Raw genomic sequence first — 15030 nt, 5'->3', positions numbered from 1 at the left:
GTGCGCTCCCTCTCCCGCAAGCAAGCGGGCGAGGTGAACACCTCACGCACCCATGCGCTGGAACTGGCCCTGCGGGCGGAAGCGCCAGAGATATTGCGGGGCGATCGCTTCCAGCGAATCGGGGGTGATGCCGAGCCCTTCCAGCGTCAGGCCGGCGGCCTTCGCCGCGTCCGACACGACATTGTCGCGCTCGAGCAGCGTGACCTGGTCCGGCGTCAGCTTGAAGGTACCCGGGGCGAATTGCAGGAGGGCGGCCTTGAGGCGGGCGAGGCCGAACGACAGCGGCACCAGGGTGCGTTCGCGGTCGGTGATCGCGAGAATGGTCTCGATGATCTCGCGCATGGTCAGCACCTCAGGCCCGCCCAGCTCGTATGTCGCGCCCGCCTTGGCCTTGCCGTCGACGGCATCCGCGATCGCGGTGGCGACATCGCCGACATAAACCGGCTGCATCCGCGTGCTCCCGCCGATCAGCGGCAGCACCGGCGACAGCCGCGCCAGGGCCGCGAAGCGGTTGGTGAACTGGTCCTCGGGGCCGAACATCACTGAGGGGCGGAAGATCGTGGCCGACGGCACCGCCGCGCTCACCGCGGCCTCGCCGGCGGCCTTGGCCTTGGCATAGCGCGAGGGCGAATCAGCATCGGCGCCGATCGCGGAGACATGGATCAGGTCGGCACCCGCCGCGGCCGCCGCCTTGGCGACGGTCTCGGCGCCCTTGGCCTGGACGGCGTGGAAGGTCTGGGCGCCGCCCTCGGTGAGGATGCCGACCAGGTTGATCACGACATGCGAATCACGCACCGCCGCCTCGACCGATCCAGGGTAGCGCAGGTTCGCCTGGATGGTGTGGACCTGGCCGACCTTGCCCGAGGGCTGCAGGTATCCGGCCAGTTCCGGCCGCCGCACCGCGACCCGGATCCGGTAATCCCGCCGGCACAGCGCCCGAACCACATTCCGGCCCAAAAACCCCGATCCGCCGAAAACCGTGACGAGAGTTTCCAGATTCGATGCCATGGAGGTCCATTCCTGCAGGAAGAGTGCGCGATATCAGGCTTCTACCGGGGCGGTGTGCGATGCGCAATCGGCATCCAGAACCATGAATTGACAACGGCGTCACCGAACCGTAGTAACCGCCTCCGTGCCCCGAAACGGCATGCCCAGGTGGTGGAATTGGTAGACGCGCTGGCTTCAGGTGCCAGTGGCTTAACGGCCGTGAAGGTTCGAGTCCTTTCCTGGGCACCATCGTCTTATCGAGACAATGACGGCGCTCGAAGCCCTTGAGAACTGAGGGCTTTCTTGTCGCACTGCTCCAGCAACAAGCTCCTGCTCCATCTGCTGCGTGATCCTACTCACGGTCGGAACGACCGGCTCTGAGGCAAGGTGCGGCATCAACCCGATGGGCGGGATGACTTTCGGATGGAGAGAAGACCATGTGCGCAATGTCAAACATCGATGAACTGTCCCTCGACCGTCTCGATGACGTTGCGGGAGGATCAGGTAATTTCGGCACATCGGGACATACCGGATCTATCGCCTGGGGAACGAAAAGCAACGGCGGTATGGCTGTTACGTGGCCGGGCAGCCTTGGCGGTGTGAGCGGATTTTGGTCGGTTTCCTCGGACGGCGGTGTGCAGTGGCACGGCAAGCCCCAGTGAAGTCGAGGGAGAAGGAAAATGACCCAACGATCCTGTCAGGAACTGACCGACGCCGATCTGACCGTGGTGTCGGGAGGCGTGCTCAAGGAAATTTTTCAGCAAGCCGGGCGGCAGATCATGGACAAGGCCATGCAACCTTCGCTCCTGTGCAATCCGGACACGGCCCTGATGCGGCCGGACGGAACGCTGACGTCAGATAGCCCCGGCTGTCACCGGACCTGAAATGCGAGCGCCAGCGATCTACGCGCATGGCCGTCGTTCTAAGCGCGATGACGATTCAACCCAATCTCATCGCGCTTTAAGGGTCGGCTATCCGATGTCACGCAATGTACGCGAGGTCAGACCGTAGAATTTCAGATGGACCCGATTCATCTGCTCGACTGACCCGAAGCCGCACTTGGCCGCAACCGTCTTGAGCGGCAAAGTCGAGGTCCGAAGATGGTGACGCGCCGTATCGGCACGAAGCCGTTTGACCGTCTCGGCGGGCGGCACACCGATCAACCTACGATATTTGCGCGCGAATGTTCGCTCGCTCATGCCCGCCTGAGCCGCAAGCCTGGGAACGCTGAGGTCGCGGCGGATATTGCGCAAGATCCAGTGGTGAAGCTCCGCAAAAGCGCCCGCCTTCTCATGGTCGATGGTTTCGATGAATTCGCTGAATTGCGACTGGCTGCCTGGTCGCTTGACGTAAAGCACCATCCACTTGGCCGTGACTGTGGCCGCTGCTTCGCCGTGGTCATCGGCGAGGAGCGCGAGGGCAAGGTCAATGCCGGCGCTGACCCCTGCGGAACTCCAGATTTTGCCGTCGCGCACATAGATGGCATCGCGGTCGACCGTGACATCGCGGAAGTTCCGTTGGAGCTTGTCACAATCGACCCAATGCGTTGTCGCTCGCTTGCCCGCAAGCAACCCGGCCCGGGCGAGCACGATTGCACCGTTGCAAACGGAGCAGATCCGCTCCGCCTCGTCTGCGTGGCTCCGCAACCAGTCGATCAGAACAAGATCCTGCGACGCCGCTTCAACGCCCTTTCCTCCAACCACCATAATCGTCGTTCCGGGCATCAACGCGGACGGCAAAGGCTCGGCATTGATCGCCAGTGACAAGGAGCCCTGTACCCTGGTGGGACCGGGCGACACGACGGAGACCCGGTAATCGATTGGCAGCCCTGTTGCGGCGTCTCGCGCATGTTCGCTCGCCGAAAGGAACACCTGCATCGGGCCGGCGAGATCGAGCACTTGGAAGCGCTCAAAGACCAGAAAGACAATATGCCGAGGGCGTGTCGGGGCCGGTGTGAGCATTGGCAGGAAATACGACAAGTTTGGCAAATATGCCAGTCGCAACCGGCGTATCGCGGATAGGCTTGAACCAGGCGAGGATGAGAGATGATCTACGAATTGCGCACCTACCACGCCCTGCCGGGCCGGATGCCGGCGCTGCTGACGCGTTTTGAAACGCGCACACTGAAGATTTGGGAGCGGCTCGGCATTCGCCAGCTTGGCTTTTGGCGGACCACGGTCGGACCGTCACACCTTGAGCTGGTCTACATCCTGGTCTGGGACTCGCTCGCGGAGCGGGAGCGTCTTTGGGGTGCCTTCGTAGCGGACCGCGAATGGCAGGAGGTCGCCGCTGCCTCGGAGGTCGACGGGCCAATTCTCGCGAATATCACGAACTCTTTCATGAGCCCGACAAGCTTCTCCGCCCTGCAATGAGAGAGGCCTCGAGAGGGGGAGGCGCCGCTCGTAGCGTCTCCACCGCTGCCAGGCGCCCTCACACCACCCGCTCCCCCGCCTTCTCCGCCACCCCCTTCTGCACGAAATACATCGCCACCAGCGTGATAACAGTGGTCGTGACGACGACGTAGCCGATCCGCTCGAAATGCAGCAGCGAGCCGTCGGCTTGCTGCGAGATGATCGCGGCCGCGAGCACCGAGCCGAGGCCGCCGGAAAGCTGCTGCAGCGAGGCGCTGATCGCGCTGAAGGCGCCGCGCTGGCTTTGATCGGGGATCGCCGAGATCAGCGCCTGCGACGGGATCATGCGCGAGAAGATGCCGACGAACAGCAGCACGTTGACGGCGATCGCGGTGACCAGCGAGACGTGGCCGAGATGGGTGTAGATCAGCACCATGGCGATGGTCATCGCGCAGCCGAACACGAAGGTCGGATATTTGCCGAAGCTGTCGGCCGCGCGGCCGACCAGCGGTCCGGTGACGATGCTGAACAGGCCGGAGACCAGATAGATCGTCGGCAGATGCACGATGTCGATGCCGATATTGTTCACGGTGAAGGCGCTGGAATACGGCATCAGCATGTAGCCGCCCGTCGCCAGCAAGGTCGTGACCGCGAAGGCCAGCGTGTAGCGCGGCTCGCCGACCGTCGCGACCAGATGGTGGAACGGGTTCCGGTCCTGCTTCAGCTTCAGGTGCGCAGCGACCGGCTCCATGGCGAAGGCGATGACGGCGATCGACAGGATCGACAGGCCGACGATCGCAAAGAAGCAGACATGCCAGCTCCAGTGATTGGCCAGGAACAGGCCGGCGGGAACGCCGAGCACCTGGCTCGCGGCAAACGCCGTCTGCACGAACCCCATCACGCGGCCGCGCAGATGCAGCGCGAACAAATCGGTGACGATGGCGAGCACGATCGAGCCGATCACGCCGCCGAACAGGCCGGTCACGATGCGGCCGAGCAGCAGCACATGATAATTCTGCGCCAGCGCGCACAACAGGGTTCCGAGCGTGAACCCGGTGTAGAAGAACAGCAGCAGCCGCTTGCGGTCGAAGCGATCGGCAAAGCCGGCGGCCAAAATGCCTGAAAGGCCGGCGCTGAACGCGTAGGCCGACACCGCGACGCCGAATTGCCCGGCCGTGATGTTGAGCGAGGGCATCATGATGGCGCCGAGCGGCGACATGATGATGAAGTCGAGAATGATCGTGAACTGCGCGAAGGCGAGCAGCGCCACGAGAAGCGATTGGTAGCGCGTAAAGCCGCGCTGGCGTTCCTGCTGATCGTCGATCGGCGCGGCGAGCGTCTGGTCTGTCATGGCACCTGATGCGTGTGAGAAACCGGGCTCAGATAGGGTGGGCGCCGCCGATTACCACCGGCTCGGACCTGGGCTTCGGCTGGTATATCCAGCCCGCGCCGGATTGTGGGATCCCTGCAACAGCTGGCCTCGGGGTCCCCTTTGCCGGAAGGGTTAAGCCGCCCTTAGCCAATGCCGCCTAGGCTCGCGGCCGTCCTTTTCCCGCTTCCTGCCAGCCCTTGGGGCCGGCCGTGTCGCGGCAAGTCAGAGCGTTTTCGGATGGAGCAACCCGCCTCGCAATACGATCCGAGCGAGGCCGCGCCGCAGGCGAGGCCGGCGCCGGCCCGTACTCTCGTCATCGATCTCGAAGGCGCCCTGCTGCGTTCGGAATTGCTGATGGAGGCGCTGTTCTCTGCACCTGCCCGCATGCTGGCCCGTTTCGGCGCGCGCGGACGTCCGGGCATGGCTGTGCTCACGGAGGTTCTGGCACGCGCCAGGATCGACTATGCCCACCTGCCCTATGATGCCGGGGTGCTGAACCGGGCGCTGGCAGCGCGGGCGCGGGGCGCGAAGATCTTTCTGGTGGCGGAGCGCTTTGCCGACCAGGCGACCGGCATCTCGGCGCATCTCGGCTTCGACGGCGTCGTGACCCCGGCCGACCTTGCGGCCGGCGACAATCTGCCGTTCGACCGCGCCTCGATCGAACGCATCGACCATGTCAATCGTGATCGCGCCAGTCTTCGCACCTGGGCGAAGGCGCTGCGGCTCTATCAATACGCCAAGAACACGCTGGTGTTCGTGCCCGTTCTCACCGCGCATCAGGTCAATGTCGCAACGCTCGGCACCACGCTGCTGGCGTTCCTGGCGTTCTCGGCCTGCGCCTCGGGCGCCTATCTGATGAACGATCTGCTCGACCTCGCCGCCGATCGCCAGCATCCGACCAAGCGCCACCGCGCGCTGGCCGCGGGGGACTTGCCGATCTCGTCGGCGCTGTCGGCGATCCCCGCGCTGTGGCTGTTCGCCTTCGCTGCCAGCCTCTGCATCTCCCCGACCTTCCTCGGCGTGCTCGTCGCCTATCTCGTCACCACCATCGCCTATTCGCTGGTGCTCAAGCGCAAGATGCTGGTCGATGTCGTCACGCTCGCCGGCCTCTATTGCCTGCGCATCGTCGCCGGCGCCGTCGCCGCCGGCGTCATGCTGTCGGAATGGCTGATGGTGTTCTCGCTGTTCGTGTTCACCTCGCTGGCGCTGATCAAGCGTTTCAGCGAGCTCTGCATGCGCCAGGGCGAGGGCCTCGCCGATCCGTCCAACCGCGACTACCGCATCAGCGACCTCCACATCATCGCCGCGATGGCGGCGGCGAGCGCGATGAACGCGGTGACGGTGTTTGCGCTCTACGTCTCGTCCTCGGCGGTGACACCGCTCTACAGCCGGCCCTGGATGCTGTGGCTGCTCGCTCCGCTGCTGCTCTACTGGTTCGGGCGGGCCCTGATGATCGCGCATCGCCGCGAGATGCCTGATGACCCCATCATCTACGCCTTCCGCGACGGCGCCAGCCGCACCACCGTGGCGGCGATGGTCTGCATCATGCTGGCGGCGATCTGAGCCAGCCGCGGCTTGCGCGGCCTGTCCCTAATGGCTAAATCGCGGACCATCCGATTAGCCTATGCTGCCGAGCGACCGATTCGATTTGAGGGTTTGAAACGTTATGACCGTACGCCTGCACCGCGGTGACCTGCCTGACCTCTCCCGCTACACCGGCGCGGTGGCGATCGACACCGAGACCATGGGGCTCAACCCGCACCGCGACAGGCTCTGCGTGGTCCAGCTCTCGCCGGGCGACGGCAGCGCCGACGTGGTGCAGATCCCCAAGGGCCACACCGATGCGCCGAATTTGAAGGCGCTGCTGGCCAATCCCGCCATCACCAAGATCTTTCATTTCGCCCGGTTCGACGTCGCGGTGCTGTACCAGACCTTCGGTGTGATGACCGGGCCGATCTACTGCACCAAGATCGCCTCCCGCCTGACCCGCACCTATACCGACCGCCACGGCCTCAAGGATCTCGTCCGCGAGGTGCTCAATGTCGACCTCTCCAAGCAGCAGCAGTCCAGCGATTGGGGTTCCGACAGCCTGAGCGAGCCGCAGCTGGCCTATGCCGCCTCCGACGTGCTGCATCTGCATGCCTTGCGCGAGCGGCTGGACGCCATGCTGGTCCGGGAGGGCCGCACGGCGCTGGCAAAAGCCTGTTTCGACTTCCTGCCGACCCGCGCTTTGCTCGACCTCCAGGGCTGGGAGGAAGAGGACATTTTTGCGCATTCCTGAGATCGTTTCGACGTCATTCCGGGGTGGCTCGAAGAGCCGAACCCGGAATCTCGAGATTCTCAGGTGCGCAATTGCGCACCGTAGTTCGATGTTTCGCATCGCCCCGAAATGACAGCAAGCGGACCAGGGCTGCCGCCTCGTTTCGGACACTTTCGTACCGGTTTGTCGCGGGCTGCATATTCCAGCGGTCGCGGGTACAATGGCGCGGCCTTGAACCGGACAAGGCGAGCGACACCCGGAGCAGCGGTGAATTCGGCCCAGTTTCCCACCTACGACGCGGCGCTTGCGGCGAAGTTTGCCAGTGCGGCGCGCCACAGCCGTCTGGTGCGGATTCTGCGCATCGCAGTCCCGGTGACGGTGGCTGCGTCCCTGGCTGCAATTGTCCTGGTCTCGACCTTGCTCAATCCGTTCCAGATCCCCATCAAGCTCGATTCCGGAAACCTCGTGGTCACGGGCACCAAGATCACGATGGAATCGCCGCACCTCTCAGGCTTCACGCCGGACCAGCGGCCCTACGAGCTGTGGGCCAAGACGGCGACGCAGGACATCACCGACCCCGATCATGTCGACCTCAACGATCTGCGCGCGAGAGTATTGATGGAGGACCAGTCGACCGTGTTCCTCGATGCCCGCACCGGCCGCTTCGACAACAAGCAGCAGCAGCTCGATTTGCACAAGGACGTCTTCGTGCGCACCTCGACCGGCTACGAGGCGCGGCTGAATTCGGCCTTCGTCGACATGAACAAGGGCACGGTCTCCTCGGACGAACATGTCGACGTCAAATTGACCAACGGCACGCTGACCGCCGACAAGCTGCGCATCACCGAGGGCGGCGATGTCATCCGTTTCGAAGGCAATGTGGTGATGCATCTGGACAAGATCAGCACGGATGATGCAGCTCCCGCGCCGGTTGCGCAGCCCGTGCCGCCGCCGGCGAAGAAGAACAAGTCTGCGAATTCGAATTCAAAGTGATTTTCATGGCTCATGTTTTCCCGCGCAATGACGTCAAGCGCCGCGCCATCATCGCAGCGGCTGCGCTGATCATCGCGACTGGCGCTGCGGTCGCGCAGAGCGCGATGCAAGGCGTGCCGAACGCGATGCAGGGCTTTTCGCAGAACCGCGATCAGCCGATCCAGATCGAGGCCGCCTCGCTCGAGATGCGCGACAAGAAGAAGGAGGCAACCTTCTCCGGCGACGCGAAGAGCAATGTGAAGGTCGTGCAGGGCGACACCACCATGACCTCGAAGACGCTGGTGGTGTTCTACGAATCGAACAGTGACAAGCAGCCCGCCCCGCAGGCAGCGCCTGCCAAGGGCGCCAAGGCGGCGCCGCCGATGCAGGCGTCGACACCGGGGCCGGGTGGCGCCTCCTCGATCAAGCGGCTGGAAGCGCGCGGCAATGTCGTCGTCACCCAGAAGGATCAGGTGGTGACAGGCGAGACCGCCGTGTTCGACACCAAGACCAACCTCATCACCATGCTGGGCGGGTCTGCGGGCCAGGTGGTGCTGACCCAGTGCCAGAACGTGCTGCGCGGCGACCGTCTGATGGTCGACATGACCACCGGCGTCTCCCGGGTGGAATCCGACAGCGGCAAGGTGCAGGGCCTGTTCATCCAGTCCCAGGGCGGCGGCAATGGCAAATGCGGGACGCCCGCAACGCCTGGCTCCGGCCCGGCGATACCGTCGCTCATTCCGGGTAAGCCAAAGTAAATCAATAGGTTATATAATAATTCGGGGTCGCCAGGTTGAAGCCGGCCCGACAAGATTGTATCTAGCGCGCAGGGCTTTCGAAGCGGGGTTCGCCGCTTTTCGGGCGTGTTTCACTGGGCATGAGACATCCCTTCACTCATGCTGCGCTGGCGAATCGCTGGGGCCGGCGCAGCAGATCGCGAGATCACGCACGATCGTCGTGCAAGATTGTCGTGAAAGGCTAGAAGGCGGGGATGGTCGATCTTTTCAGCATGTTCCGACGGCGCCCCGCCAAGCGCGGTCGGCCAGGATTTGCCCGTCAGGACATCACCGCGCTCGGTGACAGTGTCGGCGGGCTCGTACCGAGCCCTGTCAGGGATGCGCCGCCGATCGCCCGTGACCAGCCGATGCAGGCCGCGGACCCCTATGGCGTCGAGGCTCCGCCGCGGCCACGACCGGCGGCGCCGCCTCCCCAGGCCAGATCCAGTTCCAGGGCGAATGGCGCAGGCGCGCCGCAGCTGTTGCGGCGGCCGGGCTTCCTGGCTGTGCATAGCGTGGAAAAGAGTTTCGGCAGCCGCCAGGTCGTGCGCGGCGTCAGCATCTATGTGCGCCGCGGCGAAGCGGTCGGTTTGCTCGGTCCGAACGGCGCCGGCAAGACCACCGTGTTCTACATGATAACAGGCCTGATCAAGGCCGATCGCGGTGCGATCGAGCTCGACGGCCACGATGTCACCCAGCTGCCGATGTATCAGCGCGCGCGGCTCGGCATCGGCTATCTGCCGCAGGAAGCCTCGATCTTCCGCGGCCTCACCGTCGAGCAGAACATCCGCGCCGTGCTCGAAGTGGTCGAGCCTTCGCGCAAGAAGCGCGAGCAGCAGCTCGACTCGCTGCTCGACGAATTCAACATCACGCGCCTGCGGAAATCGCCCTCGATCGCGCTGTCGGGCGGTGAGCGCCGCCGCGTCGAGATCGCCCGTGCGCTGGCGACGCGTCCCAACTACATGCTGCTTGACGAGCCCTTCGCGGGCATCGATCCGATTGCGGTCGGCGACATTCAGGACCTCGTCCGCCACCTCACCAATCGCGGCATCGGCGTCTTGATCACCGACCACAATGTGCGCGAGACGCTCGGCCTGACCGATCGCGCCTATATCGTCTATGCCGGTGAGATCTTGACAGAGGGGAGCCCGGACGAGATCGTCGCGGATCCCGATGTCCGCCGCCTTTACCTTGGCGAGGAATTCCGCCTCTAGCCCGTTTTTGCGTTTCGTCAAGACGTGTACATCGGGCTCGGACTAGGATAAGCAAAAATCGGACCAATTTTTTGGGAACGGTTCTTGCTTCATGGCGCTTACGCAGAGATTAGAGTTCCGGCAATCGCAGTCGCTGGTCATGACGCCGCAGCTGATGCAGGCGATCAAGCTGCTGCAATTGTCCAATCTCGATCTCACCACCTTCGTGGAGGAGGAGCTCGAGCGTAACCCTCTGCTGGAACGGGCCAATGACGAGGGCGGCGGCGAAGCGCCGGCCGAGACCGCCCAGTTCAGCGACAGTGACGATTCGGGCAGCCACGGGGACGGTCCTGGCGAGGGTCCTGGCGCCGACGATGGCTTTGGCGGCAGCGGCGAGGCCTTCGAGCCGGGCCAGGAAGAATGGATGAGCAAGGATCTCGGCTCCCGCGCCGAGATCGAGCAGACCCTCGACACGGGCCTGGACAACGTCTTCTCCGAGGAACCGGCCGAGGCGGCCGCGCGCAACGCCCAGGACGCCGCGCCGACCACCTACACCGAATGGGGCGGCGGCGCCTCGGGTGACGAAGACTACAATCTCGAAGCTTTTGTCGCGGCCGAGACAACGCTGTCGGACCATCTCGCCGAGCAGCTCTCGGTCGCCTTCACCGGCGCGGCGCAGCGCATGATCGGCCAATACCTGATCGACCTCGTCGACGAGGCCGGTTATCTGCCGCCCGATCTTGGCGGTGCGGCCGAGCGGCTCGGCGCAACGCAAGAGGACGTCGAGGACGTTCTTGCCGTGCTGCAAAAATTCGATCCACCCGGCGTCTGTGCACGGTCCTTGAGCGAGTGCCTCGCGATCCAGCTCCGCGAGCTCGACCGCTACGATCCGGCGATGCAGGCCCTCGTCGAGCATCTCGATCTCCTCGCCAAGCGCGACATCGCATCCTTACGCAAGCTCTGCGGCGTCGACGACGAGGACATCGCCGACATGATCGGCGAGATCAGGCGGCTCAATCCCAAGCCCGGCATGAAGTTCGGCTCGGCGCGGCTCCAGACCATGGTGCCAGATGTCTATGTCCGGCCGGGTCCTGATGGCGGCTGGCATGTCGAGCTCAACAGCGACACTCTGCCGCGCGTGCTGGTCAACCAGACCTATTACTCCGAGCTGTCGAAGAAGATCGGCAAGGACGGCGACAAGTCGTATTTCACGGACGCGCTGCAGAATGCGACCTGGCTGGTGCGCGCGCTCGACCAGCGCGCCCGCACCATCCTGAAAGTCGCCACCGAGATCGTGCGCCAGCAGGACGGCTTCTTCACCCATGGCGTCGCGCACTTAAGGCCGCTGAATCTGAAGGCCGTGGCCGACGCCATCCAGATGCACGAATCCACGGTGTCGCGCGTCACCGCCAACAAATACATGGCGACAAATCGCGGCACATTCGAGCTGAAATATTTCTTCACGGCCTCGATCGCCTCGGCCGACGGCGGTGAGGCGCATTCGGCCGAAGCGGTGCGTCACCACATCAAGCAGCTGATCGATTCGGAAGCGCCGACGGCGATCCTGTCGGATGATACCATCGTGGAACGCTTGCGCGCCTCGGGCATTGATATTGCCCGCCGCACGGTCGCGAAGTACCGCGAAGCCATGCGCATTCCGTCCTCGGTGCAACGCCGCCGCGACAAGCAGAGCGCTCTTGGTAACGTCCTTTCCACCGCAATGTCCGATCGCTCCCGCAACACCGAACCGGCCTGATTGCGCTGGCGCGAAATCGCGCTACTCTTCTCCCCCAACCGCGACCGATCCAAGCAGGCGCATGATCCGGAAAAGTGTCCGGCGGTTTTCCGACAAGACCATGCGCAGGGAAATGACCTAGGATGCGATGACGCGTCATCGCATCTTGGCCAATTGAACCAAGCGAGGCATCACATGACTCTTCGGATTTCGGGCAAGAGCGTCAGTGTCGGTGAGGCCCTTCGCGGCCGCGTCACTGACCGGACTGAAGAGGTCCTGCGTAAATATTTCGACGGCAATTATTCCGGCCACATCACGCTCAGCAAGGATGGCTTCGGCTTCCGCACCGACTGCGCGCTGCATCTGGATTCGGGAATTACGCTGGAAGCGGATTCGAACGCCCCGGACGCCTATGCCAGTGCCGACCAGGCCCTGATCATGATCGAGAAGCGCCTCAAGCGCTACAAGAGCCGCCTCAAGGACCGTTCAGCCCGCAAGGCCCATGTCGCCTCCGCGGCGCTGGCCGCGCTCGACGCCACCGCCTATGTGCTCGAGGCCCCCGGCGAGGGGGACGATGATGAGGAAGTCACCGGCTACAGCCCGGTGATCATCGCCGAGGCCACGACCTCGCTGAAGCAGATGTCGGTCAGCGAAGCCGTCATGGAACTCGACCTCAGCGGGGCGCCCTGCCTGGTATTCCAGCATGGCTCCTCCGGCCGGGTAAACATCATCTACCGCCGGGCCGACGGCAATGTCGGCTGGATCGACCCGCCGGGGGCCAAATCCGGCGGCTAAAGCGTTTTCGAGCGAATGGAAGCCGGTTCGCGGTAAGAAAACGCGTCAAAACAAGCATCCGCTCCCGAAAGGGCACCCCCGTATCAACCACAGGTCTTAACAATGACCGGGACAAAGCCGCACGCAGCAGTTGGCACCGGGATTGCGTTGGAGTAGAAGCGCCCCACATCAAGACCGGGGCTAAGTCCCCCTTCTGCTTGACCTTCTTGACGCCGGTCGGGCTCGCTTCTAGCGAGACGGCCAATTCGGAACCTGACGGTTTAATTCACCTCGGAACACTTCCATGCCGATTACCGATCTGGTCGCACCCGAGGCGATTCTCCCGGCATTGAAGGTCAACAGCAAGAAGCAGGCGCTCCAGGAGCTCGCGGCCAAGGCTGCCGAGCTGACCGGACAAAACGAGCGCTCGGTGTTCGAGGTGCTGCTCCAGCGCGAGAAGCTCGGCACCACCGCGGTCGGCTATGGCGTCGCCATTCCGCACGGCAAGCTGCCCAAGCTCGAGAAGATCTTTGGCCTGTTCGCCCGGCTCGATCGTCCGATCGATTTCGAGGCGATGGACGGCCAGCCGGTCGATCTCGTCTTCCTGCTGCTCGCGCCCGAAGGCGCCGGCGCCGATCACCTCAAGGCGCTCGCCCGCATTGCCCGCCTGCTCCGCGACCAGGATATCGCCAAGAAGCTCCGCGCCTCGCGCGACGCCCAGGCGATCTATTCGGTGCTGGCCCTGCCGCCGGCGAGCGCGGCGTAATCTTTCACCATTGCCGACCGAGAGAGCGTGTCGGCTCTCTCGCCACCAGGCGCAAACGCCTCAGCACACCGTCGGCAGCAGGCGCCGGACTTCGTCGAGCAGTTCGGCGATCGCCGCCTTGTCACCCGCGAGGTGCTTGAGCAGCGCACCCTGGAAGAGGCCGTCGAATAGCGCATAGAGCGCGGCTGGTGACGATGCCGGCCGCCTGTTGCCGAGCTCGGCATAGCGCGAGGCGATTCGCCAGATCATCGCCTCCAGACTCTTGTCGATCTCGAGCACGTCCTTGCGAAACGCCGCCTCGAACATCGCCTGCGAGCGCAAATCGTACCAGAGCCGGTGCATCCGGGCTTCGTTCTGCAGCGTTGCTGCGAGCTTGGCGAGGAACCCCTCCGTCAATTCATCGCGGCTCGTCGCCGTCGCGACGACCTCGTCATAGCGCGTCACGCACTTCGCCTTGTAGTGGCGCACGCAGCAGCAGATCAGGTCGAGCTTGTCGCTGAAATAATAGTGGAACACGCCGTGCGTGAAGGCCGAGTTCTGCGCGATCTCGCGCAGGCTGGTGCGGGCGAAGCCGAGCTCGCCCAGGGTTTCGAGTGCGGCCTCCGCCAGCTCGATCCGCCGCGCGTTGAACTTGTCGTCCCGCACGACCTCCGCCACGGCCTCACGCTTCGCCGCTCCTGTCGCTTGCCGCGCCATTGTCGCGCTGTCTCCGGTCTCTTCGTCACCACGATCCGTCATCCCTACAGACCATCCTCTTTGACAACTGTCAAATTTTTACCTTGACAAGTGTCAAGTTCCGGGAGGAGGGTGCGCGCCAAGAATTTGGACAGTCGTCAAGACGCCAGCACATGGAGGAAACGCATCCACCGGCGCCGCGCCGCCGGAACGGACTCGCATGCCGCTGCGCCACCGCGCCGGCACCGTGCTGCCGATTGCAGCACGCACCGATCGGCAGCGAACAGATCAGTCCAGCAGATCAGTCCAAAGCTCAGTTCAAGCAAAGGGAGGACGTGCGATGAGTGAGAAGAGTCTTGATGGCCGCAAAGCCCTGGTCACCGGCGGAGCCCGCGGGATAGGAGCCGCCATTGCACAGGCACTGGCGCGATCCGGTGCGGCGGTCATGATCGGCGACATCCTCGATGACGTCGGCAGGGACAGCGCCGGCCAGATCGCCAGGCTCGGCGTGAAGACCGGCTTCGTGCATCTCGATGTCAGCGACGATGCGCAGTGGGAGAAAGCGACTGCTGCGACGATCGCCACCCTCGGCGGCTACGACATTCTCATCAACAATGCCGGCATCGAGATCACGTCCCTGATCTCGGAGGTCAGGGCCGAGGACGCGCGGCGGATGTGTGACGTCAACATCGTCGGCACCGTGCTCGGCATGAAGCACGCCTTCCGCGCCATGCGGCCGGGCGGACCGGCCGGCAAGGGCGGCGCGGTCGTCAACATCGCCTCCGTCGCGGCGACGATCGCCTTCCCGAGCATCGCGGTCTATTCCGGCACGAAGTCCGCGGTCGATCGCATGACACGGGTTGGCGCGATGGAGGCCGGCAAGCTCGGTTTCGGCGTGCGCGTCAACTGCATCTATCCCGGCTTGATCCCCACCGACATGGGCATGCAGCTGGCGGGCGACATCGTGAAGATCGGCCTTGCGCCCGACGTCAATGCCGCGGTCGGCTCGGTGGTGGAGCAGACGCCTCTCGGCAAGCTCGCGGAGGTCGGCGACATCGCCAATGCCGCGGTGTTCCTGTGCTCGAACGAGGCCCGTTTCATCACCGGCATCGGACTGCCGGTCGATGGCGGCATGGGCATGTAGCAAAGAACCTGACATCAAGCATTTC

16 protein-coding genes and 1 tRNA gene are annotated in these 15030 nt (G+C 64.1%); 13 read left to right on the top strand and 4 right to left on the bottom strand.

Annotation, left to right across the window (positions count from 1 at the left end; all coding sequences use genetic code 11):
• Positions 1 to 42: 42 nt before the first annotated feature.
• On the bottom strand, positions 43 to 1008 hold the full coding sequence (locus tag ACNJX9_RS00595) for a complex I NDUFA9 subunit family protein (protein WP_439407512.1): 966 nt from the start codon (positions 1006 to 1008) through the stop codon (positions 43 to 45).
• A 141-nt stretch (positions 1009 to 1149) separates the two neighbouring features.
• On the opposite strand from ACNJX9_RS00595, the gene ACNJX9_RS00590 reads away from it, so the two are divergent.
• The 3 genes from ACNJX9_RS00590 to ACNJX9_RS00580 all read left to right on the top strand — a co-directional run bounded on the left by ACNJX9_RS00590 (position 1150) and on the right by ACNJX9_RS00580 (position 1871).
• Positions 1150 to 1236, top strand: a tRNA-Leu gene (locus tag ACNJX9_RS00590).
• Positions 1237 to 1433: 197 nt separating this feature from the next.
• A complete protein-coding gene (locus ACNJX9_RS00585; RefSeq protein ID WP_439407511.1) occupies positions 1434 to 1649 on the top strand; it encodes a hypothetical protein in 216 nt (71 codons plus the stop codon).
• 18 nt (positions 1650 to 1667) lie between these two features.
• On the top strand, positions 1668 to 1871 hold the full coding sequence (locus ACNJX9_RS00580; RefSeq protein ID WP_439407510.1) for a hypothetical protein: 204 nt from the start codon (positions 1668 to 1670) through the stop codon (positions 1869 to 1871).
• 87 nt (positions 1872 to 1958) lie between these two features.
• On the opposite strand, the gene ACNJX9_RS00575 is transcribed toward ACNJX9_RS00580, so the two are convergent.
• A complete protein-coding gene (locus tag ACNJX9_RS00575; RefSeq protein ID WP_439410230.1) occupies positions 1959 to 2948 on the bottom strand; it encodes a GlxA family transcriptional regulator in 990 nt (329 codons plus the stop codon).
• An 84-nt stretch (positions 2949 to 3032) separates the two neighbouring features.
• Here ACNJX9_RS00575 and ACNJX9_RS00570 point away from each other — a divergent pair, with 84 nt between their 5' ends.
• The gene (locus ACNJX9_RS00570; protein ID WP_271600277.1) at positions 3033 to 3359 is read left to right on the top strand and encodes an NIPSNAP family protein; all 327 of its coding nucleotides are present in this window, start codon (positions 3033 to 3035) and stop codon (positions 3357 to 3359) included.
• A gap of 58 nt (positions 3360 to 3417) precedes the next feature.
• Here ACNJX9_RS00570 and ACNJX9_RS00565 read toward each other — a convergent pair whose 3' ends face one another.
• A complete protein-coding gene (locus tag ACNJX9_RS00565) occupies positions 3418 to 4689 on the bottom strand; it encodes an MFS transporter (protein ID WP_439407509.1) in 1272 nt (423 codons plus the stop codon).
• A 258-nt stretch (positions 4690 to 4947) separates the two neighbouring features.
• On the opposite strand from ACNJX9_RS00565, the gene ACNJX9_RS00560 reads away from it, so the two are divergent.
• The 8 genes from ACNJX9_RS00560 (at position 4948) to ptsN (ending at position 13186) form a co-directional block, all read left to right on the top strand.
• Entirely contained in the window at positions 4948 to 6273 is a 1326-nt protein-coding gene (locus ACNJX9_RS00560; RefSeq protein ID WP_439407508.1) for a UbiA family prenyltransferase, read from the top strand.
• Positions 6274 to 6376: 103 nt separating this feature from the next.
• The gene (locus tag ACNJX9_RS00555; RefSeq protein WP_057752212.1) at positions 6377 to 6991 is read left to right on the top strand and encodes a ribonuclease D; all 615 of its coding nucleotides are present in this window, start codon (positions 6377 to 6379) and stop codon (positions 6989 to 6991) included.
• A gap of 246 nt (positions 6992 to 7237) precedes the next feature.
• Positions 7238 to 7963: an LPS export ABC transporter periplasmic protein LptC gene (lptC, locus tag ACNJX9_RS00550; protein ID WP_439407507.1), complete on the top strand. Its 726-nt coding sequence runs from the start codon at positions 7238 to 7240 to the stop codon at positions 7961 to 7963.
• Between the two features lie 5 nt (positions 7964 to 7968).
• Positions 7969 to 8700, top strand: a complete 732-nt coding sequence (locus ACNJX9_RS00545) for an LptA/OstA family protein (protein ID WP_057752218.1) — start codon at positions 7969 to 7971, stop codon at positions 8698 to 8700.
• A 233-nt stretch (positions 8701 to 8933) separates the two neighbouring features.
• Positions 8934 to 9932, top strand: coding sequence for an LPS export ABC transporter ATP-binding protein (gene lptB, locus ACNJX9_RS00540; protein WP_057752221.1), 999 nt, complete (start codon positions 8934 to 8936; stop codon positions 9930 to 9932).
• Positions 9933 to 10023: 91 nt separating this feature from the next.
• Positions 10024 to 11667: an RNA polymerase factor sigma-54 gene (gene rpoN / locus ACNJX9_RS00535; RefSeq protein ID WP_057752224.1), complete on the top strand. Its 1644-nt coding sequence runs from the start codon at positions 10024 to 10026 to the stop codon at positions 11665 to 11667.
• A gap of 174 nt (positions 11668 to 11841) precedes the next feature.
• Positions 11842 to 12441, top strand: a complete 600-nt coding sequence (gene hpf, locus ACNJX9_RS00530; protein WP_057752227.1) for a ribosome hibernation-promoting factor, HPF/YfiA family — start codon at positions 11842 to 11844, stop codon at positions 12439 to 12441.
• Between the two features lie 283 nt (positions 12442 to 12724).
• Complete coding sequence (ptsN, locus tag ACNJX9_RS00525) at positions 12725 to 13186, top strand: PTS IIA-like nitrogen regulatory protein PtsN (protein WP_027528272.1); 462 nt, start codon at positions 12725 to 12727, stop codon at positions 13184 to 13186.
• A gap of 60 nt (positions 13187 to 13246) precedes the next feature.
• Here ptsN and ACNJX9_RS00520 read toward each other — a convergent pair whose 3' ends face one another.
• The gene (locus ACNJX9_RS00520; RefSeq protein ID WP_439407506.1) at positions 13247 to 13924 is read right to left on the bottom strand and encodes a TetR/AcrR family transcriptional regulator; all 678 of its coding nucleotides are present in this window, start codon (positions 13922 to 13924) and stop codon (positions 13247 to 13249) included.
• A 277-nt stretch (positions 13925 to 14201) separates the two neighbouring features.
• On the opposite strand from ACNJX9_RS00520, the gene ACNJX9_RS00515 reads away from it, so the two are divergent.
• Complete coding sequence (locus ACNJX9_RS00515) at positions 14202 to 15005, top strand: SDR family NAD(P)-dependent oxidoreductase (RefSeq protein ID WP_057752233.1); 804 nt, start codon at positions 14202 to 14204, stop codon at positions 15003 to 15005.
• Positions 15006 to 15030 lie beyond the last annotated feature (25 nt).

The organism is Bradyrhizobium sp. BLXBL-03, assembly GCF_051853015.1.
GTDB lineage: Bacteria > Pseudomonadota > Alphaproteobacteria > Rhizobiales > Xanthobacteraceae > Bradyrhizobium > Bradyrhizobium manausense.
The sequence above is the reverse complement of the archived record's forward strand: the minus strand, read 5'-3'. Positions and strand labels throughout refer to the sequence as shown.

Coding starts and splice junctions, on each gene's coding strand:
- ptsN (WP_027528272.1), top strand. CDS start 12,725: ATGCCGATTACCGATCTGGTCGCACCCGAGGCGATTCTCCCGGCATTG.
- ACNJX9_RS00570 (WP_271600277.1), top strand. CDS start 3,033: ATGATCTACGAATTGCGCACCTACCACGCCCTGCCGGGCCGGATGCCG.
- ACNJX9_RS00565 (WP_439407509.1), bottom strand. CDS start 4,689: ATGACAGACCAGACGCTCGCCGCGCCGATCGACGATCAGCAGGAACGC.
- hpf (WP_057752227.1), top strand. CDS start 11,842: ATGACTCTTCGGATTTCGGGCAAGAGCGTCAGTGTCGGTGAGGCCCTT.
- ACNJX9_RS00580 (WP_439407510.1), top strand. CDS start 1,668: ATGACCCAACGATCCTGTCAGGAACTGACCGACGCCGATCTGACCGTG.
- ACNJX9_RS00595 (WP_439407512.1), bottom strand. CDS start 1,008: ATGGCATCGAATCTGGAAACTCTCGTCACGGTTTTCGGCGGATCGGGG.
- ACNJX9_RS00585 (WP_439407511.1), top strand. CDS start 1,434: ATGTCAAACATCGATGAACTGTCCCTCGACCGTCTCGATGACGTTGCG.
- ACNJX9_RS00545 (WP_057752218.1), top strand. CDS start 7,969: ATGGCTCATGTTTTCCCGCGCAATGACGTCAAGCGCCGCGCCATCATC.
- lptB (WP_057752221.1), top strand. CDS start 8,934: ATGGTCGATCTTTTCAGCATGTTCCGACGGCGCCCCGCCAAGCGCGGT.
- rpoN (WP_057752224.1), top strand. CDS start 10,024: ATGGCGCTTACGCAGAGATTAGAGTTCCGGCAATCGCAGTCGCTGGTC.
- ACNJX9_RS00520 (WP_439407506.1), bottom strand. CDS start 13,924: ATGACGGATCGTGGTGACGAAGAGACCGGAGACAGCGCGACAATGGCG.
- ACNJX9_RS00515 (WP_057752233.1), top strand. CDS start 14,202: ATGAGTGAGAAGAGTCTTGATGGCCGCAAAGCCCTGGTCACCGGCGGA.
- ACNJX9_RS00575 (WP_439410230.1), bottom strand. CDS start 2,948: ATGCTCACACCGGCCCCGACACGCCCTCGGCATATTGTCTTTCTGGTC.
- ACNJX9_RS00560 (WP_439407508.1), top strand. CDS start 4,948: ATGGAGCAACCCGCCTCGCAATACGATCCGAGCGAGGCCGCGCCGCAG.
- ACNJX9_RS00555 (WP_057752212.1), top strand. CDS start 6,377: ATGACCGTACGCCTGCACCGCGGTGACCTGCCTGACCTCTCCCGCTAC.